At 54.5% G+C, this 24,445-nt stretch carries 21 protein-coding genes; 3 read left to right on the top strand and 18 right to left on the bottom strand.

The window, feature by feature from the left end; all coding sequences use genetic code 11:
- Nucleotides 1-42 precede the first annotated feature (42 nt).
- The 18 genes from ftsA to leuO form a co-directional block, all read right to left on the bottom strand.
- Nucleotides 43-1,299, bottom strand: coding sequence for a cell division protein FtsA (ftsA, locus tag ACMGGM_RS16960; protein WP_006173845.1), 1,257 nt, complete (start codon nt 1,297-1,299; stop codon nt 43-45).
- Nucleotides 1,296-2,138, bottom strand: a complete 843-nt coding sequence (ftsQ, locus tag ACMGGM_RS16955) for a cell division protein FtsQ (RefSeq protein ID WP_014882547.1) — start codon at nt 2,136-2,138, stop codon at nt 1,296-1,298. The genes ftsA and ftsQ overlap by 4 nt, the downstream gene beginning before the upstream one ends.
- 1 nt (nt 2,139) lies before the next feature.
- Entirely contained in the window at nt 2,140-3,060 is a 921-nt protein-coding gene (locus ACMGGM_RS16950; RefSeq protein ID WP_049010314.1) for a D-alanine--D-alanine ligase, read from the bottom strand.
- Nucleotides 3,053-4,528 carry a UDP-N-acetylmuramate--L-alanine ligase gene (gene murC / locus ACMGGM_RS16945; protein ID WP_014882545.1) on the bottom strand — a complete coding sequence of 492 codons (1,476 nt, stop codon included), beginning with the start codon at nt 4,526-4,528 and terminating at the stop codon, nt 3,053-3,055. The genes ACMGGM_RS16950 and murC overlap by 8 nt, the downstream gene beginning before the upstream one ends.
- 56 nt (nt 4,529-4,584) lie before the next feature.
- Nucleotides 4,585-5,649, bottom strand: coding sequence for an undecaprenyldiphospho-muramoylpentapeptide beta-N-acetylglucosaminyltransferase (murG, locus tag ACMGGM_RS16940; RefSeq protein WP_045134572.1), 1,065 nt, complete (start codon nt 5,647-5,649; stop codon nt 4,585-4,587).
- Nucleotides 5,646-6,890 carry a cell division protein FtsW gene (gene ftsW, locus ACMGGM_RS16935; protein ID WP_014882543.1) on the bottom strand — a complete coding sequence of 415 codons (1,245 nt, stop codon included), beginning with the start codon at nt 6,888-6,890 and terminating at the stop codon, nt 5,646-5,648. Before ftsW ends, murG begins: the two co-directional genes overlap by 4 nt.
- A complete protein-coding gene (gene murD / locus ACMGGM_RS16930) occupies nt 6,890-8,206 on the bottom strand; it encodes a UDP-N-acetylmuramoyl-L-alanine--D-glutamate ligase (RefSeq protein ID WP_045134571.1) in 1,317 nt (438 codons plus the stop codon). The genes ftsW and murD overlap by 1 nt, the downstream gene beginning before the upstream one ends.
- 2 nt (nt 8,207-8,208) lie before the next feature.
- On the bottom strand, nt 8,209-9,291 hold the full coding sequence (gene mraY, locus ACMGGM_RS16925; RefSeq protein ID WP_008501985.1) for a phospho-N-acetylmuramoyl-pentapeptide-transferase: 1,083 nt from the start codon (nt 9,289-9,291) through the stop codon (nt 8,209-8,211).
- The gene (murF, locus tag ACMGGM_RS16920; RefSeq protein WP_063943969.1) at nt 9,285-10,643 is read right to left on the bottom strand and encodes a UDP-N-acetylmuramoyl-tripeptide--D-alanyl-D-alanine ligase; all 1,359 of its coding nucleotides are present in this window, start codon (nt 10,641-10,643) and stop codon (nt 9,285-9,287) included. The genes mraY and murF overlap by 7 nt, the downstream gene beginning before the upstream one ends.
- Nucleotides 10,640-12,127 carry a UDP-N-acetylmuramoyl-L-alanyl-D-glutamate--2,6-diaminopimelate ligase gene (murE, locus tag ACMGGM_RS16915; RefSeq protein WP_052192611.1) on the bottom strand — a complete coding sequence of 496 codons (1,488 nt, stop codon included), beginning with the start codon at nt 12,125-12,127 and terminating at the stop codon, nt 10,640-10,642. The genes murF and murE overlap by 4 nt, the downstream gene beginning before the upstream one ends.
- The gene (locus tag ACMGGM_RS16910) at nt 12,114-13,880 is read right to left on the bottom strand and encodes a peptidoglycan glycosyltransferase FtsI (RefSeq protein WP_014882539.1); all 1,767 of its coding nucleotides are present in this window, start codon (nt 13,878-13,880) and stop codon (nt 12,114-12,116) included. Before ACMGGM_RS16910 ends, murE begins: the two co-directional genes overlap by 14 nt.
- A 15-nt stretch (nt 13,881-13,895) precedes the next feature.
- On the bottom strand, nt 13,896-14,261 hold the full coding sequence (gene ftsL / locus ACMGGM_RS16905; RefSeq protein ID WP_014068894.1) for a cell division protein FtsL: 366 nt from the start codon (nt 14,259-14,261) through the stop codon (nt 13,896-13,898).
- The gene (gene rsmH, locus ACMGGM_RS16900; protein WP_014882538.1) at nt 14,258-15,199 is read right to left on the bottom strand and encodes a 16S rRNA (cytosine(1402)-N(4))-methyltransferase RsmH; all 942 of its coding nucleotides are present in this window, start codon (nt 15,197-15,199) and stop codon (nt 14,258-14,260) included. The genes ftsL and rsmH overlap by 4 nt, the downstream gene beginning before the upstream one ends.
- A gap of 2 nt (nt 15,200-15,201) precedes the next feature.
- Nucleotides 15,202-15,660: a division/cell wall cluster transcriptional repressor MraZ gene (gene mraZ, locus ACMGGM_RS16895; RefSeq protein ID WP_014882537.1), complete on the bottom strand. Its 459-nt coding sequence runs from the start codon at nt 15,658-15,660 to the stop codon at nt 15,202-15,204.
- A 598-nt stretch (nt 15,661-16,258) separates the two neighbouring features.
- Nucleotides 16,259-17,266, bottom strand: coding sequence for a catabolite repressor/activator (cra, locus tag ACMGGM_RS16890; RefSeq protein ID WP_014168621.1), 1,008 nt, complete (start codon nt 17,264-17,266; stop codon nt 16,259-16,261).
- Nucleotides 17,267-17,445: 179 nt separating this feature from the next.
- Nucleotides 17,446-17,937 (bottom strand): acetolactate synthase small subunit, encoded by a 492-nt coding sequence (ilvN, locus tag ACMGGM_RS16885; RefSeq protein ID WP_014882536.1) that lies wholly within the window; start codon nt 17,935-17,937, stop codon nt 17,446-17,448.
- Between the two features lies 1 nt (nt 17,938).
- The gene (ilvI, locus tag ACMGGM_RS16880) at nt 17,939-19,663 is read right to left on the bottom strand and encodes an acetolactate synthase 3 large subunit (protein ID WP_045281052.1); all 1,725 of its coding nucleotides are present in this window, start codon (nt 19,661-19,663) and stop codon (nt 17,939-17,941) included.
- Between the two features lie 379 nt (nt 19,664-20,042).
- Nucleotides 20,043-20,987 (bottom strand): transcriptional regulator LeuO, encoded by a 945-nt coding sequence (gene leuO, locus ACMGGM_RS16875; protein ID WP_032629721.1) that lies wholly within the window; start codon nt 20,985-20,987, stop codon nt 20,043-20,045.
- 615 nt (nt 20,988-21,602) lie between these two features.
- Between leuO and leuL the strand changes: the two genes are divergently transcribed.
- From leuL to leuB, 3 genes are all read left to right on the top strand, one after another.
- A complete protein-coding gene (gene leuL / locus ACMGGM_RS16870) occupies nt 21,603-21,689 on the top strand; it encodes a leu operon leader peptide (RefSeq protein WP_099458923.1) in 87 nt (28 codons plus the stop codon).
- 91 nt (nt 21,690-21,780) lie between these two features.
- Nucleotides 21,781-23,352, top strand: a complete 1,572-nt coding sequence (leuA, locus tag ACMGGM_RS16865) for a 2-isopropylmalate synthase (protein WP_014882534.1) — start codon at nt 21,781-21,783, stop codon at nt 23,350-23,352.
- Entirely contained in the window at nt 23,352-24,443 is a 1,092-nt protein-coding gene (gene leuB, locus ACMGGM_RS16860) for a 3-isopropylmalate dehydrogenase (protein ID WP_045134567.1), read from the top strand. Before leuA ends, leuB begins: the two co-directional genes overlap by 1 nt.
- Nucleotides 24,444-24,445 lie beyond the last annotated feature (2 nt).

Genomic DNA, 24,445 nt, shown 5'->3' with positions numbered 1-24,445 from the left:
TGTCGCCCGAGACCGCTAATTCTCTCCGGTCTCTTAAAAAAATTAAAACTCTTTTCGCAGCCAGTTGTTCAGTCGTTTGACCCACGACCCCACTGAAACGCGTTTTTCCACTTCTGCTTCACCACTGAGATGAGATTCCTTCCCGTAGTGGAGCAGGCCCACAGCCGTCGAATAGTACGGCTCCTGAGCATAATCCGTTAAACCGGTAATATTCAGCGGCGCACCAATACGCACCTGCGTATGGAACACGCGCTGAGCGCAGGCCGCAAGACCTTCAATTTGCGCTGCCCCGCCGGTTAATACAATCCCCGCCGCGAGATGATGTTTCACACCTTGCTGACGAAGCTGTTCCTGTAACTGTAAAATCTCTTCGTTGACCAGGTTGAGCAGCTCGGTATAACGCGGCTCAATCACCTCTGCCAGCGTCTGACGTTGCAGGCTGCGCGGCGGACGACCGCCCACGCTCGGCACTTCAACGCTCTCATCTTTGCCAACAATTGAACCCAGCGCACAGCCGTGGCGCACTTTAATCGCTTCTGCATCGCTCGGTGGCGTACCAAAAGCGTATGCGATATCGCTGGTCACAACGTTCCCGGCATAAGGGATCACTTTGGTGTGGCGCAGCGCACCGCCTGTATAGACAGCCATGTCCATTGTACCACCACCAATATCGACCACACAGACACCGAGTTCACGTTCGTCTTCGGTCAGCACGGAATAACTTGCCGCCAGACCGGCGAAAATAAGTTGGTCAACTTTCAGGCCACAACGTTCAACGGCTTTTACAATGTTCTTCGCCATATCGTTGTGACATGTGATCAGGTGCACTTTTGCCTGCATACGCACGCCAGACAGACCGACCGGGTTTTTAATCCCTTCCTGATAGTCGATCGCATATTCCTGCGGGATCACGTGCAGTACACGATGTTCATCGCGCACGCGCACGGACTTCGCCGTATGCACCACGTTTTCAACGTCTTCCTGCGTCACTTCTTCTTCGGAAATCGGCACCATACCGATTTCGTTCTGGCAGCTGATGTGCTTGCCAGAAAGGGCCAGATAGACAGAAGAAATCTGGCAATCCGCCATTAATTCAGCCTGATCGATGGCGCGCTGCACGCATTTCACCACCGACTCAAGGTCATTTACCCCACCTTTATCCATACCACGGGACGGGCAACTGCCCACGCCAATGATATTGACCATACCGTCGGGCAGAACTTCCCCTACTAAAGCGGCAACCTTAGCGGTGCCAATCTCCAGTCCAACTACCAGTTTTCTGTCCGTCGCCTTGATCATTGTTGTTCTGCCTGTACCTGTGCCTGATTCTGTTGCTGATTAGGTTCCTCGACCGGAGCCGGCTCCCAACCGACTGCTGCGCCTGAGTCATAGCGCAAATCAACGTAGCTTATCCGTTTGCCGTCCGTCTGCGCCTGCTGCTGTAAAACCGGGTAAAGTTCTACAAAACGCGCCAGACGTTTCATTGTGTCGCCGCGCCCCAGGTTGAGCTTAATGCCGTTCGTCAACGTCAGCTGCCAGGAGCGGCGCGCCGTCATTGCAGCATCTTTTAACGTAAACCTGTCCTTCGCCAGCACCTGACCCATTTCACGAAAACCCTGCAAGACTTCGTTTTCGCTACCTTCGGGGCCATACAACATCGGTAAATTTTGCTTGTTGACACGATCGGATGGGACGCTGAAGGAATTTCCGTCTACGTCAACCATATGCTGATCATTCCAACGCGCAATGGGCACATATTCAACCAGATGAATCTTCAATTCATCAGGCCATTGCTTTCTGACACTCGCCTGTTTTATCCAGGGCAGACGTTCAATCTGACTCTGAATAATATTGACGTCCTGAGTCATAAAGGTGCCGGGCGATCCCAGCGCCAGAATTGACTGGCGAATATCATCGTTACGCGTGTAGTGACGCTCGCCGGTCACCACCAGCTTTGACAGAGGCAACCGCTGCGCATCTTCCATCCAGCCCAGCACCATCCAGCCGCTGATAAACACGGTGCACAGCACCCCGAGCAGGAAAATAATCCCTGCAAGACGCGTTCCATTACTCCGGCGTGAAGAAGCATATTCTTCTTCGTCATCGCGGTTGCGCGTGTTCAATGCAGCCTGAGACATATCAGCCCGCCTGGTCCAGAATACGTACGACTAACTGAGAGAAGCTCATTCCTGCCTGACGCGCAGCCATCGGCACAAGGCTATGGCTGGTCATTCCCGGAGAGGTATTGGCTTCCAGCAGGTAAAATTGCCCGTCACTGTCCTGCATCACATCAATGCGTCCCCAGCCGCGACACCCAAGAATATTCCAGGCTTTAAGCACCAGGGACTGTAAATCCGCTTCACGCTCAGCTTCCAGACCACAAGGGCAGAAATATTGCGTCTCATCAGAGAGATACTTCGCCTCATAATCATAGAAGACTCCGGCGGGTTGGATGCGAATTGACGGTAAAATTTCTTCGCCAAGCATCGCGACGGTAAATTCCGGCCCGCTGAGCCATTTTTCAATCAGAACTTCTTCATCGTGTTGAAATGCCAATGCTAAAGCCGACGCTAAATCTTCAGCTTTATCGACTTTTGACATTCCTACGCTCGACCCTTCCCGGCTCGGCTTTACAATAACCGGTAAGCCCAGTGCCGCAATGCGTGTATTAACGCTGTCAGACAGGCCCAATTCAAATTCGCGACGCGTCAGCGCCACCCACGGTGCAACCGGTAGCCCCGCGCCCTGCCACAGTAACTTACTGCGCAGTTTATCCATAGAGATGGCAGACGCCATCACGCCGCTGCCGGTGTACGGCATGTCGATCAACTCCAGAAGCCCTTGCAGGGTTCCGTCTTCTCCGCCACGGCCATGTAATGCGATAAAGACTTTATCGAAGCCCATTGCTTTTAACTGCGTCACGTCGACCTCTTTTGGATCGACCAGGTGCGCATTGACGCCCCCTTCACGCAGACCCGCCAGTACGGCAGCGCCGGAATTCAGAGAAACCTCGCGCTCGGCGGACGTGCCGCCAGACAGGACAGCAATCTTATCAGCCATGATGCTCATCCTCCTGAGTTTGCGGCTTCAGTTTGATTTCAGCTAAGGTACGGGCGATTTTGCCGATATTTCCCGCACCCTGGATCAGAATCAGATCGTTACCGGTCAGCACAGGTGCCAGAATTTCCGCCACCTGTACCGGGTCAGAAACCAAAATAGGGTCAACTTTACCGCGTCCGCGAATCGTGCGACACAAAGAACGACTGTCAGCCCCCGGAATCGGAGTTTCGCCCGCTGCATAAACATCCAGCATCAGCAGCGTATCCACCTGTGACAGTACGCTGGCGAAATCGTCATACAGATCGCGGGTGCGCGTATAGCGGTGCGGCTGGAAGATCATGACAAGATTTTTTTCAGGCCAGCCAGCGCGTGCAGCTTTGATGGTCGCGTCCACTTCGGTTGGATGGTGGCCGTAGTCATCCACCAGCATAGCGGTGCCGGCTTTACCGTTTACTGCCTCCAGCGGGAATTCACCGAGGAAATCGAAACGACGTCCAGTGCCCTGGAAGCTTTCCAGGGCGCGCAGGATCGCTTCATCATCGATGCCTTCTTCTGTCGCCACCGCCACCGCCGCTGCGGCGTTGAGGGCGTTATGACGCCCTGGCGCATTCAGCGTAACGTGCAGCAGCTCTTTGTCCTGACGCGCCAGCGTGAAGTGCCCCTGCGCACCAACCTGTTTGTACTCTTCCACGCGAACGTCAGCATCCTCACTGAAGCCGTAAGTGGTGATTTGACGCCCCACTCGCGGCAGCAGTTCGCGGATGACCGGGTCATCCACACACATCACCGCGCGGCCATAAAACGGCAGGTTGTGAAGGAAGTTGATAAAGGTCTGCTTTAAATTCTCAAAGTCGCCCTGGTAGGTATCCATATGGTCGGCTTCGATATTGGTGACAATCGCCACCATCGGCTGCAGATGCAGGAACGACGCATCGCTCTCATCTGCTTCCGCAATCAGGTAACGGCTGTGACCCAGACGCGCGTGCACGCCTGCGGCTTTGACCAGACCGCCATTGACGAACGTCGGGTCGAGACCCGCTTCGGCATAAATACTGGAAACCATCGCAGTGGTCGTGGTTTTACCGTGGGTCCCGGCAATCGCGATGCCGTGACGAAAACGCATCAGTTCCGCCAACATTTCAGCACGGCGGATCACCGGAATGCGCGCTTCATGCGCGGCAACGATTTCCGGGTTGTCAGAGGAGATAGCGCTCGATACCACCACCACGCTTGCATCGCGCACGTTTTCAGGGCGATGGTTGAAATAGATAGTCGCCCCAAGCGACGCCAGTTGCTGCGTAACAGGGTTTGGCGCCAGGTCAGACCCGCTGATCTGATAACCTTCGTTAGCTAACACTTCGGCAATACCGCCCATGCCAGCACCACCGATGCCAACAAAGTGAATGTGCCGGACGCGACGCATCTCGGGCACGATTGAACGCAGTTTTGCCAGTTGTTGTGTATTCATTCTCTAAACGCCATCGACTACTTAAAATTCGTGCAGCGCAACACGCGCTGCGAGGGTTAAGCCTGGGCTGCCAGGCTCACTTCTTTTGCCACCCGTTCAGTCGCATCCGGGATTGCCACCGCGCGCGCGCGTTGTGCCATCTCCAGCAATGCATCTCTGTTCCAGCCCGCCAGGGTAGTGGCGACCGCGTCGGCGGTAAATTGTGGCTGTTCAAATATCTTCGCCGCACCGGCTTTCTCAAGCGGCAGCGCGTTCCAGTACTGCTGTCGGTCTTTATGCTGGAACGGGACAAACACCGCGGGCAAACCGGCGGCAGCGATTTCGCTTACCGTCAGTGCGCCAGAGCGGCAAACCACGACATCGGCCCAGGCATAGGCTGCAGCCATATCGTCAATAAATTCGGTCACTTTGTGCTGCGGCTGGCCTTCAGCGGCGTAAGCCTGCTCAACGGTCTGTTGCGCGCCTTTCCCGCTTTGATGCCAGATGGTCACGGCATCACCCAGCTTTGCAGCCACCTGCGGCATCGTCTGGTTTAAAATGCGCGCCCCTTGAGAGCCGCCCACAACCAGAACGCGTACCGGTCCTTCACGCCCCGTCAGGCGGGTGTCCGGCAGCGGCAGCGCCAGCACATCCACACGCACCGGGTTACCCACCACGTCCGCTTTCGGGAACGCACCGGGAAACGCCTGCATAACTTTGGTGGCGATTTTCGCCAGCCACTTGTTGGTCAGACCGGCAATACCGTTCTGCTCATGCAGTACGACGGGAATACCTAGTGACCACGCAGCCAACCCGCCTGGGCCAGAGACGTAGCCACCCATGCCCAGTACCACATCAGGCTTAAAACGCTTCATGATGGCGCGTGCCTGACGCCAGGCGTTAAAAATACGCACCGGAGCCAGCAGCAGCGCCTTAAGACCTTTGCCACGAAGGCCGGAAATACGAATAAAGTCGATCTCAATACCGTGCTTCGGTACCAGATCGGCTTCCATGCGGTCTGCGGTTCCCAGCCAGCGTACCTGCCAGCCCTGCTCCATTAAATGGTGCGCAACCGCCAGCCCCGGGAACACATGTCCGCCGGTACCGCCTGCCATCACCATTAACCGCTTCGGTTGATTCATCGTGAACCTCGTGTAAACGCCTGGGCTTTCTCCAGACGCGTCTCATAATCTATGCGTAACAAAAACATAATGGCCGTCGACATGATCAACAGACTCGAACCACCATAACTGATCAACGGCAACGTCAGACCTTTGGTCGGCAGCATACCCGCTGCGGCGCCGACGTTAACCAGTGCCTGGAAGCTAAACCAGATCCCAATTGAACAGGCTAAGAAACCTGAGAAGCGGTGATCGATCTCCAGCGCTTTTCGGCCAATCGACATGGCGCGGAAAGCGACGAAGAATACCATTAATAGCGCCAATACCACACCGATATAACCCAGTTCTTCCCCAATAATGGAGAAGATGAAGTCAGTGTGCGCTTCCGGTAAATACTCCAGTTTCTGTACCGAGTTACCCAGCCCTTGCCCCCAAACCTCACCGCGACCAAACGCCATCAGCGACTGCGTCAGCTGATAACCACTGCCGAACGGATCTTCCCATGGGTTCCAGAACGAGGTCACACGGCGGATACGGTAAGGCTCGGCGAGGATCAGCAGCACTACCGCTGAAATCCCCATTCCGATGATGGCGATGAACTGCCACAGCTTGGCCCCTGCCAGGAAAAGCATCGCCAGCGTCGTGACAAACAGCACCACCACGGTACCGAGGTCAGGCTGCGCCAGCAGCAGGATCGCGAGCACCAGAATTACGCCCATCGGTTTTAAGAAGCCGCGAAGGTTATTACGCACTTCGTCGACCTTACGCACCAGGTAGTTCGCCAGGTAGCAGAACAGCGAAAGCTTGGTGAATTCGGCCGGCTGAATACGCAGCGGGCCAAACGCAATCCAGCGCGATGCCCCGTTAACGGAGCTCCCGACAACCAGTACGATCAGCAGCATGATAATTGACGCAATCAGCATCGCCGTACTGTGCCGCTGCCAGAATGCCATCGGCAGACGAAGCGTCACCAGCGCCAGACAGAACGCCAGAATGATGTACAGCCCGTCACGCTTGGCGAACAGGAAAGGATCGTTAGCCAGACGCTGTCCGACGGGCATCGAGGCCGAGGTCACCATGATAAAGCCGATCGCCGCCAGCCCCAGCGTAAGCCAGAACAGGGTGCGGTCGTACATAATCAGGCTATCGGAGTCTTTTTCCCGCGAAGCCATCACCCAGCCTTTAAGTGCCGCAAACAGCCACACCAGAATTCCAAATCCTGGCAGGCGCGGCATTTTCAGGCGAGGGAGAGATAAACGCATCAGCCTAACTCCTTCGCCAGGCGAGTAAAGATATCGCCACGCTGTTCGAAATTCTTAAACTGATCGAGACTCGCGCATGCTGGAGAGAGCAGCACCATATCCCCCGGCTTCACGCGCGGGGCGATCAGCCGCATCGCCTGTTCCATCGTTTCAGTTTGCTCGGCAATCTCCGGGCGTAATTCAGCCAGCTCGCTGCCGTCACGACCGAAACAGTACAGGCGGATGTTATCGCCTGAAAGATACGGCTTCAGGGTGGAGAAATCAGCGGATTTGCCGTCACCGCCCAACAGCAGATGCAGGGTACCGTCAACATGCAGACCGTTCAGCGCGGCCTCCGTACTTCCCACGTTGGTGGCTTTGGAGTCGTTAATCCAGCGCACGCCGTTGTGCTCCAGCGCCAGCTGGAAACGGTGCGCCAGACCGGAAAACGTGGTTAACGCTTTCAGGCTGGAAGAGCGCGGCAGGCCAACAGCATCCGCCAGCGCCAGTGCTGCCAGAGCATTTGTGTAGTTATGCTGGCCGGAGAGCTTCATCTCTTTCACGTTCAGCACTTTCTCACCTTTCACGCGCAGCCAGGTTTCACCCAACTGACGGTTCAGATGATAATCCCCCATGGTGATACCGAAGCTAATGCAGCGATCGTCCGCGCCGCGCACCGGCATGGTCAGCGCATCATCGGCATTAACCACGCAGACTTTGGCATTTTCATACACGCGCAGCTTGGCGGCGCGGTACTGCTGAAGACCAAATGGGTACCTGTCCATATGATCTTCGGTCACGTTAAGGATCGTCGCGGCAGCTGCGCGCAGGCTGGAGGTGGTTTCCAGCTGGAAGCTGGAAAGCTCAAGGACATACAGCTCGCAGCCTTTGTCCAGCAGCATCAGTGCGGGCAGACCGATATTACCGCCCACGCCGACGTTCATGCCTGCGGCTTTCGCCATTTCGCCCACCAGAGTGGTGACGGTGCTTTTACCATTAGAACCGGTAATCGCAATAACGGGCGCCTGCACTTCACGGCAGAACAGCTCGATATCACCGACAATCTCCACCCCCGCATCAGCCGCAGCGCTGAGTGAAGGGTGCGCCAGCGCCATCCCCGGGCTGGCGACAATCAGATCGGCGGCCAGCAGCCAGTCATCATTCAGACCACCAAGGTGGCGTTCAACCTGTTCCGGCAGCTTGTCCAGACCCGGCGGAGAGACACGCGTATCCATCACGCGCGGCGTCACGCCACGCGCAAGGAAAAAGTCCACGCAGGAAAGGCCGGTAAGGCCCAACCCGATGATAACGACTTTTTTACCCTGGTAATCTGCCATGATTAACGTACCTTCAGCGTTGCCAGGCCAATCAGCACCAGCATCAGCGAAATAATCCAGAAGCGCACAATCACGCGCGGCTCCGGCCAGCCTTTCAGTTCATAGTGGTGGTGAATCGGCGCCATACGGAAGATGCGCTGACCGCGCAGCTTGAAGGAGCCGACCTGCAAAATCACCGACAGGGTCTCGACCACAAACACACCGCCCATGATCACCAGCAGGAACTCCTGACGCAGCAGCACGGCGATGATGCCCAGTGCGCCGCCCAGCGCCAGAGAACCGACGTCGCCCATAAAGACCTGCGCCGGATAGGTGTTGAACCACAGGAAGCCCAGCCCCGCGCCGACAATCGCCGTACAGACGATCACCAGCTCACCCGCGTGTCGCAGATAAGGGATGTGCAGGTAGTTAGCAAAGTTCATGTTACCGGTCGCCCACGCCACCAGTGCAAAACCGGCCGCCACAAAGACGGTTGGCATAATGGCCAGACCATCCAGGCCATCGGTCAGGTTGACGGCGTTGCCGGTTCCGACGATCACAAAGTAGGCCAGCAGGATATAGAACAGCCCCAACTGCGGCATGACGTCTTTAAAGAACGGCACCACCAGCTCGGTCGCGGGCGTGTCTTTTCCTGCCAGATAGAGCGCGAAGGCCACACCAAGCGCGATCACCGACATCCAGAAGTACTTCCAGCGGGCAATCAGGCCTTTAGTATCTTTGCGAACGACTTTGCGGTAATCATCCACAAAACCAATGATCCCATAGCCCACCAGCACGGTAAGCACGCACCAGACGTATGGGTTAGACGGATACGCCCACAGCAGCACGGAGACAACGATTGCAGTCAGGATCATAATCCCGCCCATGGTCGGCGTACCGCGTTTACTGAAGTGCGACTCAGGACCGTCGTTACGCACCACCTGGCCGAAAGAGAGTTTTTGCAGACGGGCAATCATGCGCGGGCCCATCCACAATGAGATGAACAGCGCAGTCAGCAGGCTGACGATGGCACGAAACGTCAGATAGGAAAAGACGTTAAAGCCTGAATAATATTTGACCAAGTGTTCGGCCAGCCAAACTAACATGTCCCGTTCTCCTGTAATGCGTGCACAACCTCTTCCATGGCGGCACTACGTGAACCTTTCACTAACACAGTCACAATTTGTTTTTCTGTAATCAACGCCTTCAGGCGCTCAATCAACGCAGCTTTATCGGCAAAATGTTCGCCAACGCCGCTGGCACGGCTAATCGCCTCGCTCAGTTTTCCTGCGCTCAGCACACAGTCCAGCCCTGACGCTTTCGCCGCTTCCCCGACCTGGATATGACAGGCTTCGCTTTCGTCGCCCAGCTCGGCCATATCGCCGACCACCATGACGCGGTAGCCCGGCATTTCAGATAACACCTGCACCGCCGCCGTCATTGAGCCAACGTTCGCGTTATAAGAGTCATCCAGCAGCAGCTTGTTTTCCGCAAGCGGGATCGGGAACAGGCGTCCCGGCACGGCTTTTAACGTTGCCAGCCCGGTTTTAATCGCCTCATGCGACGCGCCCACGGCCGTCGACAACGCCGCAGCCGCAAGCGCATTGGCGATGTTATGGCGACCCGGCAGCGGTAACAGCACGTCTACGTCACCCGTTGGGGTCGTGAGCGTGAACTCTGTACCGTGCAACGTCACATGAATATTGGTCGCGGTAAAATCACTGTTGGCCGCATTCGGCGAGAAGCGCCAGGTTTTACGCGAGCCAATGATGTTCTGCCAGTTCAGCCAGTCGTTGTTGTCGGCATTGAGAATGGCAATACCGTCAGCGGGCAGACCGGTGTAGATCTCGCCTTTCGCTTTCGCCACGCCTTCCAGCGAGCCAAAGCCTTCCAGATGTGCCGCCGCCAGGTTATTCACCAGCGCCGCTTCCGGGCGCGTCAGGCTCACGGTCCAGGCGATTTCCCCCTGGTGGTTTGCCCCTAGCTCGATCACCGCAAATTCGTGCTCGTTGGTCAGGCGAAGTAATGTCATCGGCACGCCGATGTCATTATTGAGGTTGCCCGCGGTATAAAGTGTATTGCCGCACTGGCTGAGGATCGCCGCCGTCATCTCTTTCACTGACGTTTTGCCTGATGATCCGGTTAGCGCGACAACGCGAGCTGGCACCTGCTGACGAACCCAGGCGGCCAGTTCACCGAAGGCGAGACGCGTATCTTTCACTACAATTTGCGGCAGTTCGATATCGAGTTTACGGCTGACCAGCAGCGCGCCAGCGCCGTTTTCTTTAGCCTGCCCGGCAAAATCATGCGCGTCAAAACGCTCGCCTTTCAGCGCCACAAACAGACAACCCGCGGTCACTTTGCGGGTGTCGGTGGTTACCGCGTCAATGGTCAGATCTGGACCCAACAGTTCGCCGTGCAGTACCGCAGCCGCCCGGCTTAAGGTGATGCTAATCATGCGACGACTCCCAGCAGACGCGCTGCCGTTACGCGGTCGGAGTAGTCCAGACGACGATTGCCAACAATCTGATAATCTTCGTGGCCTTTACCTGCCAGCAGAACCACATCATTTTCTTTGGCCTGCATGATGGTGTTGGTCACGGCTTCCGCACGGCCCTCCACTACGCGGGCGCGACCGGCGTCCAGCATGCCCGCCAGAATGTCGTTGATGATGGCGCGCGGCTCTTCCGTGCGCGGGTTGTCATCGGTTACTACCGGAATATCCGCGAACTGTTCCGCAATCGCGCCCATCAGCGGGCGTTTGCCTTTATCGCGATCGCCGCCGCAGCCAAACACGCACCAGAGCTTCCCTGTGCAGTGCAGGCGCGCCGCTTCCAGCGCTTTTTCCAGCGCATCCGGCGTGTGGGCATAATCGACAACCACGGTCGGCTTGCCCGGCGCGCTGAACACTTCCATACGGCCGCATACAGGCTGCAGACGCGCTGAGGTTTTCAGCAGTTCAGCCATCGGATAACCCAGCGCCAGCAGCGTTGCCAGGGCCAGCAGCAGATTGCTGACGTTAAAGGCGCCCATCAGGCGGCTTTCAATTTCACCTTCACCCCAGGAAGAGGCAAAGCGGATTGTCGCCCCGCTGTCGTGATAATTCACCTCAACCGCCTTCAGCCAGCGGCCGTGGCAGTTCGGATTGATATGGTCTTCCATCGACACCGCAACCGCGTCTGGCAGCTTCGCAAGCCAGCGGCGACCGACTTCATCATCGGCGTTGATGATGGCTTGTCCGTAATGGTGAGTCGAGAACAGCAGCCATTTCGCGGCTTCGTAATGCTCCATATCACCATGATAATCAAGATGATCGCGACTCAGGTTGGTAAACACAGAGGCGGCAAACTTCAGCGCCGCAACACGATGCTGTACCAGACCGTGCGAAGAAACTTCCATCGCAGCAAAGGTTGCCCCCTGCCCTGCCAGACCGGCAAGAACATGCTGTACGTCAACTGCCGAGCCGGTGGTGTTTTCCGTTGGGCTGACTTTGCCCAGCAGGCCGTTACCCACGGTGCCCATTACCGCGCCGGTTTCACCCAGCAACTGGGCCCATTGCGCCATCAGTTGCGTGGTGGTGGTTTTTCCGTTCGTGCCCGTCACGCCAACCAGACGCAGCTGGTCGGAAGGTTCGTGATAAAAACGTCCTGCCAGAGCAGAAAGACGTTCATTCAACTGGCTGAGATAGATAACCGGCACACCGTGCATTTCACGGATCTCACCGTCGGTTGCCTCATCTTTGGCCTCAGCAATAATGGCAGCAACACCTTGCGCAATCGCCTGCGGGATATAACGACGCCCGTCCGCCTGATGACCGACCACCGCCACAAAAAGATCGCCAGAAGCCGCAACGCGGCTGTCCAGTACCATCTCTCGCAGTGCTCGCTCCGGTGCATTTGGCACCCACGGAGCGAGAAGGTCGCGCAAATTACGATCTGCCACCTGTACCCTCGCCTTGATTAATTACAAATTCACTTTTTTCGCCCGTCGCCAGCGCATCCGGTTCAATGTTCATGGTACGTAACACGCCGCCCATGATAGCTCCGAACACAGGCGCGGAGACGGCGCCGCCGTAGTATTTACCCGCCTGTGGATCGTTTATGACGACCACCAGCGCAAAACGCGGATTGCTTGCAGGCGCTACGCCTGCGGTATAGGCAATGTATTTGTTGATGTAGCGGCCGTCTGGCCCCACCTTTTTCGCTGTACCGGTTTTAATGGCAATGCGATAGCCTTTGATCGCCGCCTTCACGCCGCCGCCGCCGGGCAGCGCCACGCTTTCCATCATGTGCACAACGGTACGAACGATGGATTCCGGGAAGATACGCTCGCCCGGAACCGGTGGATCAACTTTGGTAATCGACAGCGGGCGATAGACGCCATAGCTGCCAATCGTTGCGTAGACTCGCGCTAACTGTAACGGCGTTACCATTAGCCCATAGCCGAAAGAGAAGGTGGCCCTCTCTATGTCAGACCACCGTTGTTTTTGAGGATATAAGCCACTGCGTTCTCCGACCAACCCCAAATTGGTCGCCTTTCCCAGTCCAAAACGAGAGTAAGTCTCTACTAACGCTGAGGACGGCATCGCTAACGCCAGCTTTGAAACACCGACGTTACTCGACTTCTGTAACACCCCGGTCAGGGTCAATTCGCTGTAGCGCGCCACGTCTTTAATCTCGTGGCCGTTGATACGGTAAGGGATCGTGTTCAGAACCGTGTTTTCATTGACGATGCCGCGCTGAAGCGCCGTCATCACCACCATCGGTTTCACCGTGGAGCCAGGTTCGAACACGTCGGTAATTGCCCGGTTACGCATCGCATCTTTTGCGGTACCGGTAAAGTTATTCGGGTTGTAGGACGGACTGTTAGCCATCGCCAGCACTTCGCCGGTGCTGACATCAACCAGCACGGCACTGCCAGACTCCGCTTTGTTGAACGCTACGGCGTTGTTCAGCTCGCGATAAACCAGCGCCTGCAAGCGCTCGTCGATACTCAGTGCCAGGTTGTGTGCCGCCTGGCTGTCCGTAGAGGAAATATCTTCGATGACGCGCCCATAGCGGTCTTTACGCACAATGCGCTCGCCCGGCTGGCCGGTGAGCCACTTATCGAAGCTTTTTTCAACGCCCTCAATCCCCTGGCTATCGACGTTAGTGAAGCCGATGAGGTGAGCGGTTACTTCGCCGGACGGATAATAACGACGGGATTCCTCACGCAGATGAATGCCCGGCAGCTTCAGTTTACGAATGTAGTCCGCCATGTCAGGGTTAACCTGACGCGCCAGATAGATAAAACGCCCTTTCGGGTTGGCGTTAACGCGGGAAGCCAGCTGATCCAGCGGCATTTTCAGGGCATCTGACAGCGCTTTCCAGCGGTTGTCCAGCGTAATGCCACCGGCGTCGTGCAGCTCTTTCGGGTCGGCCCAAATCGCTTTTACCGGCACACTCACGGCCAGCGGGCGACCAGAACGGTCAGTGATCATCCCACGTGATGTTGACACTTCCTGCACACGCAGAGAGCGCATATCCCCCTGACGTACCAGCATGTCAGGGGCAATGATTTGCAACCACGCCACACGTCCCAGCAGGAAACCCAGCGCCAGTAAAATGCAGCCGCAAAGCAACGCAAAACGCCAACTGACAAAGTTGGCCTGTTCTTCCTGACGTTTTGGTTTTAGCGTTTTTGCCGCTGCTTTCATGCGTCGCGTTTTCCCTTATTTTTGTACTACGATATTTTCCTGGGAAGGATCAACATGCTGCAGTTGCAGCTTTTCCGTTGCGATCCGTTCAACCCGGCTGTGATCGCCGAGCGCGTTTTCTTCAAGGATCAGATTTCGCCATTCAATATCCAGCGCATCGCGTTCCAGTACCATCTGCTCGCGTTGCGCAGTCAATAAACGTGTATGGTGGGCTGTGGTGACCACCGTGACTGCCGTAACAATGATGCAAATGAACAGGCAGAGTGGCAGTTTCCCGAACCGCAAAAGATCGTCGCCGATCACGCCAGGCAAGGCATGGCGCTCGTTGCTTCCTAACGATCCCTTAACTTTGCTTAGGGTTTCTGTCACTCTGCTGATCATGCGTTCGTCCTCTCTGCAACTCGCAGCACTGAACTACGGGCGCGTGGATTCTCTGCCACCTCTTCTTCGCCCGGCATCAACTTGCCTAATGCTCGCAACTGACGACCACCCAGCTTCCTGAGTTGTTCTTCCGTCATCGGCAACCCCGCAGGAACCTGAGGACCGCGGCTTTGCTCACGCATAAAGCGCTTCACAATGCGGTCTTCCAGCGAATGGAAGCTGATGATGGATAACCGCCCACCTGGGGCCAGTACGTCGAGCGAGCTTTTTAGCGCCAGCTCTATTTCCTCCAGTTCACTGTTTACCCAGATGCGCACCGCCTGGAAGGTACGGGTCGCGGGATGTTTGTGCTTATCCTTCACCGGCGTCGCCGCCGCGATCACTTCGGCCAGCTCTTTGGTACGGGTCATGGGCTCAACGCGGTTGCGCTCAACGATGGCGCGCGCAATGCGCTTGCCAAAACGTTCTTCGCCAAAGGTTTTGATCACCCATGCAATATCCGCTTCGTCAGCGGTCTGCAGCCATTCGGCAGCAGACTGGCCGCGCGTCGGGTCCATACGCATATCCAGCGGACCATCACGCATAAAGGAGAAACCGCGTTCAGCATCATCAAGCTGTGGTGAAGAGACGCCAAGATCGAGAAGAATCCCGTCGATCTTGCCCGTCAGGCCGCGCTCGGCAACATAATCCGCGAGCGCAGAGAAAGGTCCATGCACGATGGAAAAGCGAGGGTCATTGATGGTCTGTGCAACGGCAATCGCCTGCGGATCGCGATCAATTGCCAGCAGACGTCCTTCCTCTCCAAGCTGGGAGAGAATCAAACGCGAGTGACCACCGCGACCAAACGTACCATCAATGTAGATGCCATCCGGACGAATATTCAGGCCGTTCACGGCCTCATCCAGTAACACCGTTTTGTGTTTATAATTTTCCATCATATTTATAGAGACAAGTCCTGCAGCCGTTCCGATAAAGTTGCGGAATCGGACTGCTCAGCGTCGATATCTTCCTTGACCTGTTGATACCAGGTCGTTTCATCCCACAGTTCAAACTTGTTGAACTGCCCGACCAGCATCACTTCTTTAGTCAGACCGGCATGTTGCCGCAGCACAGGCGCAATCAGTAATCGCCCGGCGCTATCCATCTGACACTCACTGGCATGTCCCAATAACAGCCGCTGTACGCGGCGCTCTTGCGGGTTCATGCTCGACAGTCGCGACAGCTTTTGCTCAATAATTTCCCATTCGGGTAAGGGGTAAAGCAGCAGGCAGGGGGAGTTGATGTCAATGGTGCAAACCATTTGACCCGAAGCGTTCTCAATCAGCTGGTCGCGGTATCGGGTTGGCACCGATAAACGCCCTTTGCTGTCGAGATTGACTAACGTAGCTCCACGGAACATGCCAGTCTCACCCCTCCTCACCACTTTAACCCACAAATTCCCACCTAAAGGAGTTTACGGAGCGAGGGAAAAGCTTGTCAAGCCAGGACTCTCCCTATAAGGACCCGAAAGCCCTCTATTTACAGAGATAAACAGACATGACTAATAACTGAACAACTGGCGAGGCAAAATTAACGTTATGAATATTTGTAAGAAAAAAACCGAATATGCACACTAGCGTTAAAGCTCACTCAATATCATCGCAGATAAATATAAAGTGTCAGTTTGCGACGCGGGCAGCATTTTATGACAGATTCTCAGGGGATAACAGCGCCAGATTCATTCAGACGCGTGGTTAAGGCGGCCGTTGCCACGCTGGCTGGTCAGGGTCCAGGAAAAACGTCTGAATATTCATCGACCGAAGCCGGTTTGTAACAAAATAATACAAAGATAGCGGTTTAAAATCGCTTTCAGGCTCCTTAAAGGGCAGTTTAAAAGCCAAAATGAATTAAGAAAATGAGGAGATTATGATCCTGCAGGAATTATCCTAATTTCATTGCGGGAATTAACTCAGCGAATTATTCCCGCAATAAGGGGCCGTTTTCACCGCCCCGTCATTTCATTTATGGCGGCTAAGAATTCCGCGATGATAGAGATTACGTTTGATACGTGTCAGACCCGGCTTCGGTTTTCTCGGCTCATCCAGGCTCGCCAAAACAATCTCCAGTACGCGTTCAGCCACATCACGGTGACGCTGTGCCACGGCCAGCACCGGACACTGCAGGAAGTCGAGCAGCTCGTTATCCCCGAAAGTGGCAATAGCCAGGTCGGAGGGAAGCTTACCTTCACGGCGTAGGGTCACATCCATCACCCCCTGCAAGAGTGCAAAGGATGTCGTGAACAGCGCCTGGGGCATCGGGTGCGTTTCCAGCCATTTCTCAAAGAGCTGCGCAGCGGCTTCACGTTCATAGCTATTGGCGTAGAGATAGTGAACTTCACGCGGATCGTCTTTCCAGGCGGTTCGGAACCCCTGCTCACGCAGGAAGCTCACTGAAAGTTCAGGCAATGCGCCAAGATAGAGTACCGTTTCAGCAGGGAAGGTTCTCAGCTCCGCGGCAAGCATTTCCGCATCATCCTGGTCGGCACCCACTACGCTGGTGAAATGCTCGCGATCGAGCGCACGATCCAGCGCAACGATAGGGAAAGGATCGTTCGCCCAGCGCTGGTAGAATGGATGCTCTGGCGGTAAGGAGGTCGATACAATGATGGCATCCACCTGGCGCTGGAGCAGATGTTCAATGCAGCGCATCTCGTTGTCCGGCTGATCTTCAGAACAGGCAATCAGCAACTGGTAGCCGCGCTGGCGAGCCTGACGCTCAAGATAGTTGGCGATACGGGTATAGCTGGTATTTTCCAGATCGGGGATCACCAGACCGATCGATCGGGTGCGCCCGGCGCGCAGGCCGGCAGCGACAGCATTCGGATGGTAGTTATGCTCACGAACCACCGCCATAACTTTTTCAACGGTTTTATCGCTGACACGGTACTGCTTTGCTTTACCGTTAATCACATAGCTGGCCGTTGTTCGTGACACGCCGGCTAGCCGGGCGATTTCATCCAGTTTCACAATTGCCCCTTAAAAAAAGAAAAGAGTCCATGGCCCTGTCAAGGTTATGGTTAAATCTTTTAACATCTAAACGCAGAAAAGCCTTCGCGGCAACCGCTTTTATCTGCGTTATTGGCTGATTACGCAAAAAAAAGCCCGGCTTTGGTGACCGGGCAGAAAGAGGCGAACCTTTTTGACAACTAACGCATGATTTTCTCGCCGCGTGACAGACCCACAACGCCCGATCTGGCCACTTCAACAATTTTTGCTACATCCCGCACGGACGCCAGAAAAGCGTCCAGCTTGTCACTGGTCCCGACCAGTTGAACCGTATAAAGAGAAGGCGTGACGTCAATGATCTGCCCGCGGAAAATATCCGCATTGCGTTTGACCTCTTCACGCCCGTAGCCGCTGGCCTGAATTTTTACCAGCATGACCTCACGCTCAACGTAAGCCCCCTGCCCCAGCTCGCTCACGCGCAGGACATCAACCAGTTTATGCAGCTGTTTCTCAATCTGCTCAAGCACTTTGGCATCACCAACGGTCTGAATCGTCATACGCGACAACGTCGGGTCGTCCGTGGGGGCAACGGTCAGGCTTTCTATGTTATAGCCGCGCTGCGCGAAAAGCCCAATGACGCGCGACAGTGCGCCAGACTCGTTTTCCAGCAATACAGATAATATCCGGCGCATATCAGGTTCTCTCCGTTTTGCTTAACCACATTTCATCCATACCACCGCCGCGAATATGCATCGGATAAACGTGCTCGGTCCCATCAACGATGACATCCATAAAGACGAGGCGGTTGTTTTTAACCTGCTCAAGCGCTTGTGCGAGCGACGATTCCAGCAAAGCGGGATCGGTCACCCGCATCCCCACGTGGCCATAAGCTTCAGCAAGACGAACAAAATCCGGCAGCGACTGCATGTATGACTGAGAGTGACGGCCAGAGTAGATCATATCCTGCCACTGCTTCACCATACCGAGATAGCCGTTGTTGAGGTTAAGCACCAGTACCGGCAACTCATATTGCAGCGCGGTGGATAGTTCCTGAATGTTCATCTGGATACTGCCGTCCCCGGTCACGCAGACGACGGTTTCATTTGGCAGTGCCAGCTTCACGCCCAGCGCGGCAGGCAAACCAAAGCCCATCGTTCCTAACCCCCCCGAATTGATCCAGTGACGCGGTTTATCAAAGGGATAATAGAGGGCGGCGAACATTTGATGCTGACCCACGTCTGAAGTGACATAGGCGTCGCCTTTCGTCAGTCGCCAGACCGCTTCAATCACGGCCTGAGGCTTAATATGCTCACTTTGAGTGTCATATTTCAGACACTGGCGCGCGCGCCACTGCTCAATTTGCAGCCACCAGTCGCGGATCTCATCCAGCGGTTGAGTCGTGCTCTCCTGGGTCAGCAGATCCAGCATTTGCTCCAGCACCTGCCGGGCATCGCCGACGATAGGCACATCAGCTGACACCGTTTTTGAAATCGACGTGGGGTCGATATCAATGTGCAGCACCGTGGCATTCGGGCAATACTTCGCCAGATTGTTGGTCGTACGATCGTCAAAGCGCACGCCGACGGCAAAGATCACATCGGAATGATGCATCGTCATGTTGGCTTCATAGGTACCGTGCATACCCAGCATGCCCAGCGCCTGACGGTGGGTGGCGGGAAACGCCCCGAGTCCCATCAGCGACGACGCAACAGGAAGATTGAGCTTTTCGATCAGTTCACGAAGCTGTGGCTCACACGCAGAATTAATTGCCCCACCGCCGACATAGACCACCGGTTTTTTAGCGGTCAATAGCGTCTGCAGTGCACGTTTGATCTGGCCTTTGTGGCCCTGCGTGGTGGGGTTGTAAGAACGCATGCTTACCGATTCTGGCCAGACATAAGGCAGCTTGTTTGCCGGATTCAGGATATCTTTAGGCAGATCGACCACCACCGGTCCCGGACGTCCGCTTGCCGCCAGCCAGAATGCTTTTTTCAGCACGCCAGGAATGTCTTCGGTTTGCTTGACCAGGAAGCTGTGCTTCACAACGGGACGCGATATCCCGACCATGTCGCACTCCTGAAATGCGTCGTAGCCAATCAGAGAGGTTGCCACCTGCCCGGAGAGGATCACCAGAGGAATAGAGTCCATGTACGCGGTCGCAATCCCGGTAATAGCGTTTGTCGCGCCGGGGCCCGACGTGACTAACACCACGCCCACTTCCCCCGTCGCACGCGCCAGGCCATCAGCCATGTGCACCGCCGCCTGTTCATGACGTACAAGGATATGGTCAATGCCGCCTACCGTATGCAGTGCATCATAAATATCAAGGACCGCGCCGCCAGGATAGCCGAACACTTGTTTCACGCCCTGATCGATAAGCGATCGGACGACCATTTCCGCGCCAGACAACATCTCCATGCTTTGCCTCCAGGCATTTTGTTATAGACGGACCGCCGAATTCATTTCTGCACCGTCTTGCGATCGGGATGAACCCGTCTTCTATTAGCTGAGTGATACTTACCTTAACCGCTCGTTATGAGGCAGGCAATTAGCAAACCCGGAGAGCGAAGAGGCGGTTAAAGCAGAAAAAACAGACATTGCCAGAGGATATGGTTAATTCATCTGTAATTAGAGGAGGAGATGATAAATCATCGTTGAAAAGCGCGATGATTCAGGAAATCATCTATTTTTACAGGTCTGGCAACCACCAGAAAAGATTCAGAACAGAATAAAATAGCAGTTAACAAAACAAAACCAGGATAAACCACATGCAAAGATGCAATTTATCCTGATCTGATTAACGGCGGCAGATGCTGATAAGTAATTCTTCCATCCACTGATGCCCTTTATCCCGCCCTGCAGCTTCATGCCAGGAGAGATAACAGGTACGGCTATTAAGCTTAAGCGGCAGAGGCAAAATTTGCAGATTTAACGCGTCAGAGAACTCTTCCGCCAGCCAGCGCGGGGCAATAGCCACCAGCTGCGTCTGGGAAACGACGTTTAATACGCTGACCATAGCCATTCCTTGATATGCCACGCTCGCCTGTTTATCTGCTGTGTCGTACCACGGCAGACTAAATGAGGCATATCTGTCGAGCGCAACCACGGCATGTTGTTCGCTATAAACATCACTTTCACGTAGCGGAGCATTCAATCGTGGATGTTTTTTACTGGCAACCAATACCATTTCATCTTTAAACAACGGCACGCACGAAAATTCAGGGCGACGGAACTCTTCGTATCCCAGGACAAATTCGGTTTCCTGGTAACGTAACTGGTGTTCTGTGTTTTGATTTAAGGATGATTTGAACACCAGATTAATATTTGGCGCAATCTCTTCAACCTTATTATAAATAATAGATGTCAGATAATTATCTAACGGACTGCAGACGCAGAGATGGAATACGCGTTCACTGCTTAGTGGTTCAAAACCCGAGCCCGGCAGCTCATTTTGCACCAGTTGCAGAGCCTGGCGAATAGAGCCGAAGAGCTGGAATGCCCGCGCAGTAGGCTGAATCCCTCGTCCGTAGCGAACGAATAATTCATCGTTGAACATCACCTTAAGCCTGGCAACGGCATTACTCACGGCAGGTTGTGACATCCCCAACGCTTGCGCCGCCCGGGTGATATTCTGCTCCTGCATGACAGCATCAAACACCGTCAGTAGATTAAGATCCACCGTGCGTAGCTGGGGTTTAATCCCATCTGTAACTTGAGGTTGTTTAATATTATTTTCTGACACTTCTGACTCCACTGTCACGCTACACAGCACGTCCTTCGCCGACGCATTGTAATAATCCCGAAAAATATGATTTACCATGCCAATACGTCCAACAAAAGAGAATTGTTTAAAAATCGGAATATATAAAGACCACGCGATAACACACAAATAAAAACCGGCATAACAGATATATTTGACTTTATAGTTAGAATGAAACCATAAACCAAGTCAATACACAATGGTCATCTAGTTAAGGATGACTTAAGTATAATTAAACTGTTATCGACTTTGCGTATACTTACGTTAATAATCTGTTATTCCCATTCATTCACGGCCAGAGAGAAAGAATGCCTATGTGAATGGTAAATCAATGATATTAAATACTTTAAAAAGAAAACATCCACGACGAAAAATACATATTTCAAAATACCTGCTAAATGTACTTATTTCTGCAAATGCTTTTTGAGTCCAATTTTAGACAATTCATATAGCCTGAAAAGCAAAATCCAGCACAATAAGCTAAAGCCTATAACCTGTCTGTTCAGTCTGTCGGAACCGTTTTTACCGTCAGGGGTTGACATGAACAGCCGTATCCAGTACCACTAAAAGTATATTGAATTTAACGGAGCACGATTCATGACACGCACCCATCGTTTCACCGGTCTACTACTACTAAACGCATCTTCTGTGCGCGGTAGACTGGCGGGCGAAATTCAGCGTTGAATCGTCACCAGTAAGACTAAAAACCCGCGCCACTGCGCGGGTTTTTTTATGCTCGTAGCAAGGCGCCCTAAGACTGACAAGGACCTAACCCATGAGCCAGCAAGTCATTATTTTCGATACTACTTTACGTGACGGTGAACAGGCATTACAGGCAAGCCTGAGTGTAAAAGAGAAACTGCAGATTGCGCTGGCTCTCGAGCGAATGGGCGTCGACGTCATGGAGGTGGGGTTCCCGGTCTCTTCTCCGGGTGATTTCGAATCCGTACAGACCATTGCGCGCACCATTAAAAATAGCCGCGTCTGTGGCCTGGCACGCTGTGTAGAGAAAGACATCGACGTTGCGGCCGAGTCGCTGAAAGTGGCCGAAGCCTTCCGTATTCACACTTTCATTGCTACTTCGCCAATGCATATCGCAACCAAATTGCGCAGCACGCTGGATGAGGTGATTGAACGCGCGGTGTATATGGTTAAGCGCGCACGTAACTATACCGATGACGTTGAATTCTCTTGCGAAGACGCGGGCCGTACGCCAATCGAAGACCTGGCGCGCGTTGTGGAAGCCGCCATCAACGCGGGCGCGAAAACCATCAACATCCCGGACACCGTCGGCTACACCATGCCGTTTGAGTTCTCAAACATCATCACCGGCCTGTATGACCGCGTACCGAATATTGATAAAGCAATTATCTCCGTCCACACCCACGATGATTTAGGGCTGGCGGTGGGCAATGCCATCGCCGCTGTCCACGCTGGTGCGCGTCAGGTAGAAGGCGCGATGAACGGTATCGGTGAACGCGCGGGCAACTGTTCGCTGGAAGAAGTGATCATGGCGATCAAAGTGCGCAAAGACATCATGAACGTGCACACCCGCATCAATCACAACGAAATCTGGCGCACCAGCCAGACCGTCAGCCAGATTTGCAACATGCCGATCCCGGCCAACAAAGCGATTGTCGGCACGGGTGCGTTCGCGCATTCCTCTGGTATCCACCAGGACGGCGTACTGAAAAACCGCGAAAACTACGAAATCATGACCCCGGAATCTATCGGTCTGAACCAGGTGCAGTTGAACCTGACCTCCCGTTCCGGCCGCGCTGCGGTGAAACACCGTATGGAAGAGATGGGTTATCAGGACAGCGATTACAACATGGATCAGCTGTACGACGCATTCCTGAAGCTGGCCGACAAAAAAGGTCAGGTGTTCGACTATGACCTGGAAGCGCTGGCTTTTATTAACAAACAGCAGGAAGAGCCAGAGCACTTCCGTCTGGATTACTTCAACGTGCAGTCCGGCTCCAGCGACATCGCCACCGCCTCGGTCAAACTGGCCTGTGGTGACGAGATTAAAGCCGAAGCGGCAAACGGTAACGGCCCTGTCGACGCCATCTATCAGGCAATCAACCGCGTCACCGAATACGACGTTGAGCTGGTGAAATATGACCTGACGGCGAAAGGGCATGGTAAAGACGCTTTAGGCCAGGTGGATATCGTCGTCAATTACAACGGTCGCCGTTTCCACGGAGTGGGTCTGGCGACGGATATTGTCGAATCCTCCGCGAAAGCAATGGTGCATGTCCTGAACAACATCTGGCGCGCCGCTGAAGTCGAAAAAGAGTTGCAACGCAAAGCTCAGAATAAAGAGAACAACAAGGAAACCGTGTAATGTCGAAGAATTATCATATTGCTGTGTTGCCGGGTGATGGTATTGGCCCGGAAGTGATGGCACAGGCGCTGAAAGTACTGGAAGCCGTTCGCTCGCGTTTTGCGATTAAAATCACCACCAGCCATTACGACGTGGGCGGTATTGCCATTGATAACCACGGTACGCCGCTGCCAAAAGCCACCGTCGAAGGCTGCGAAAATGCCGACGCCGTGCTGTTTGGCTCCGTCGGTGGCCCAAAATGGGAACACCTGCCGCCGGCTGAGCAGCCAGAGCGCGGCGCGCTGCTGCCGCTGCGTAAACACTTTAAGTTGTTCAGCAATCTGCGTCCGGCGAAGCTCTACCAGGGGCTGGAAGAATTCTGCCCGCTGCGCGCGGATATCGCGGCCAACGGTTTCGACATTCTCTGCGTACGCGAGCTGACCGGCGGAATTTACTTCGGTCAGCCAAAGGGCCGCGAAGGCAGCGGCCAGCATGAAAAAGCATTCGATACCGAGGTATATCACCGTTTCGAAATTGAACGTATCGCCCATATCGCCTTTGAGTCGGCGCGTAAACGCCGTCATAAAGTGACCTCCATTGATAAAGCAAACGTGCTGCAGTCGTCCATTTTGTGGCGTGAGATCGTCAGCGAAGTCGCGAAGCAGTATCCGGACGTTGAGCTGTCGCATATGTACATTGATAACGCGACCATGCAGCTGATTAAGGATCCCTCCCAGTTTGACGTGCTGCTCTGCTCTAACCTGTTCGGCGATATCCTGTCTGACGAGTGCGCGATGATCACCGGCTCCATGGGGATGTTGCCATCCGCCAGCCTGAATGAAGAAGGCTTCGGGCTGTACGAACCTGCCGGGGGCTCCGCACCGGATATCGCAGGCAAAAACATCGCCAACCCGATTGCACAGATCCTCTCCCTGGCTCTGCTGCTGCGCTACAGCCTTGATGCAGGTGATGCAGCAACCGCAATTGAAAACGCCATTAACCGGGCGTTAGAAGAAGGCGTCCGTACCGGTGATTTAGCACGCGGCACGGCAGCAGTCAGTACTGATGAAATGGGCGACATCATTGCCCGCTATGTCGCTGAAGGGGTGTAATC

The sequence above is a fragment of the Enterobacter sp. BNK-14 genome (assembly GCF_047456095.1).
Taxonomy (GTDB): Bacteria; Pseudomonadota; Gammaproteobacteria; order Enterobacterales; family Enterobacteriaceae; genus Enterobacter; species Enterobacter kobei.
This window is presented reverse-complemented; position numbering and strand designations above follow the sequence as displayed.

Excerpts from the sequence above, each read along its gene's own strand:
- ftsA (WP_006173845.1), bottom strand. The coding sequence starts at position 1,299 with ATGATCAAGGCGACGGACAGAAAACTGGTAGTTGGACTGGAGATTGGC.
- ftsQ (WP_014882547.1), bottom strand. The coding sequence starts at position 2,138 with ATGTCTCAGGCTGCATTGAACACGCGCAACCGCGATGACGAAGAAGAA.
- ACMGGM_RS16950 (WP_049010314.1), bottom strand. The coding sequence starts at position 3,060 with ATGGCTGATAAGATTGCTGTCCTGTCTGGCGGCACGTCCGCCGAGCGC.
- murC (WP_014882545.1), bottom strand. The coding sequence starts at position 4,528 with ATGAATACACAACAACTGGCAAAACTGCGTTCAATCGTGCCCGAGATG.
- murG (WP_045134572.1), bottom strand. The coding sequence starts at position 5,649 with ATGAATCAACCGAAGCGGTTAATGGTGATGGCAGGCGGTACCGGCGGA.
- ftsW (WP_014882543.1), bottom strand. The coding sequence starts at position 6,890 with ATGCGTTTATCTCTCCCTCGCCTGAAAATGCCGCGCCTGCCAGGATTT.
- murD (WP_045134571.1), bottom strand. The coding sequence starts at position 8,206 with ATGGCAGATTACCAGGGTAAAAAAGTCGTTATCATCGGGTTGGGCCTT.
- mraY (WP_008501985.1), bottom strand. The coding sequence starts at position 9,291 with ATGTTAGTTTGGCTGGCCGAACACTTGGTCAAATATTATTCAGGCTTT.
- murF (WP_063943969.1), bottom strand. The coding sequence starts at position 10,643 with ATGATTAGCATCACCTTAAGCCGGGCGGCTGCGGTACTGCACGGCGAA.
- ACMGGM_RS16910 (WP_014882539.1), bottom strand. The coding sequence starts at position 13,880 with ATGAAAGCAGCGGCAAAAACGCTAAAACCAAAACGTCAGGAAGAACAG.
- ftsL (WP_014068894.1), bottom strand. The coding sequence starts at position 14,261 with ATGATCAGCAGAGTGACAGAAACCCTAAGCAAAGTTAAGGGATCGTTA.
- rsmH (WP_014882538.1), bottom strand. The coding sequence starts at position 15,199 with ATGATGGAAAATTATAAACACAAAACGGTGTTACTGGATGAGGCCGTG.
- mraZ (WP_014882537.1), bottom strand. The coding sequence starts at position 15,660 with ATGTTCCGTGGAGCTACGTTAGTCAATCTCGACAGCAAAGGGCGTTTA.
- ilvN (WP_014882536.1), bottom strand. The coding sequence starts at position 17,937 with ATGCGCCGGATATTATCTGTATTGCTGGAAAACGAGTCTGGCGCACTG.
- ilvI (WP_045281052.1), bottom strand. The coding sequence starts at position 19,663 with ATGGAGATGTTGTCTGGCGCGGAAATGGTCGTCCGATCGCTTATCGAT.
- leuL (WP_099458923.1), top strand. The coding sequence starts at position 21,603 with ATGACACGCACCCATCGTTTCACCGGTCTACTACTACTAAACGCATCT.
- leuA (WP_014882534.1), top strand. The coding sequence starts at position 21,781 with ATGAGCCAGCAAGTCATTATTTTCGATACTACTTTACGTGACGGTGAA.
- leuB (WP_045134567.1), top strand. The coding sequence starts at position 23,352 with ATGTCGAAGAATTATCATATTGCTGTGTTGCCGGGTGATGGTATTGGC.